Annotated in this window: 2 protein-coding genes; one reads left to right on the top strand and one right to left on the bottom strand. The window is 64.0% G+C overall.

Translation table 11 applies throughout. The features are described from left to right. Positions 1 to 280, top strand: a 280-nt coding sequence (locus EN991_RS38325) for a DJ-1/PfpI family protein (RefSeq protein ID WP_206519364.1), incomplete at its 5' end; no start/stop codon positions are given. Between the two features lie 43 nt (positions 281 to 323). On the opposite strand, the gene EN991_RS38320 is transcribed toward EN991_RS38325, so the two are convergent. Further along, positions 324 to 794: SapC family protein (locus EN991_RS38320; RefSeq protein WP_164769767.1), on the bottom strand; the 471-nt coding region annotated here is incomplete at its 5' end.

Here is a 794-nt window from a genome sequence, read left to right as displayed (position 1 = left end):
CTTCGTCGAATCGTTCTGGTCGGCCAAGAAGGTCGTCGGCGCGATCTGCCATGCGCCCTGGCTTCTCGCCGAGACCGGCATCGTAAGGGGTCGCCGGGTCACGTCTTACAAATCGATCAAGACCGATGTGATCAACGCCGGCGGTCTGTGGGAGGACACCGAAGTCGTCACCGACCAGGGGCTCGTCAGCAGTCGCAATCCCGGCGATCTCGACGCGTTCTGCGACAAGCTCGCCGAGGAGATCAGGGAAGGGCGGCACGACAGAAGGGTTGCTGCCTAGCCGCCTGTCCGCCCAGACGATCGACCGCGCAAGCTTTTCACAGTCAGCCCTTCGCCCCATCCGCCTTCCGCAGCGATGCCTGATGCACCAGCGAGGTCCAGCTGTTGGTCGAGGCGAGGTGGCAATAGAGCAGGCCGAGCGCGCCTGATTTGCGCAGGTCGAGAAACGCCTCGTCGCTCAATTTGTTGAAGGCCGGCTCGTCGATCACCTGGAAGTCGGTGAGGTTGAGCACCTCGCCACCCTCCAGCGTCACCTTGCTCTGGCGCGGCGAAAACAGGCCGTGCGCATCGATCTTTTCGACCATCTCGCGGGTGGCTCGGAAGTCGATCTGGAACTGGTTGCAGAAGGCGAGCGCCTGTCTGGTCGCTTCGGTCGGCTCGTTGCCGGCGAAGAACGGCAGGATCTTGTCGTCGCGCAACGGCGCCAGCAGCTGGTCGACGATGCGATTGCTGGCCCGGTCGGCGCACAGCGTCAGCCGGCCGGCCGATGTCGGGTCTTCGGCCAGGATGAAAGG

This window comes from Mesorhizobium sp. M7A.F.Ca.US.005.03.2.1, from assembly GCF_003997795.1.
GTDB lineage: Bacteria > Pseudomonadota > Alphaproteobacteria > Rhizobiales > Rhizobiaceae > Mesorhizobium > Mesorhizobium ciceri.
Note: the sequence above shows the minus strand (reverse complement) of the source record. Positions and strands in the feature narration are given on the sequence as shown.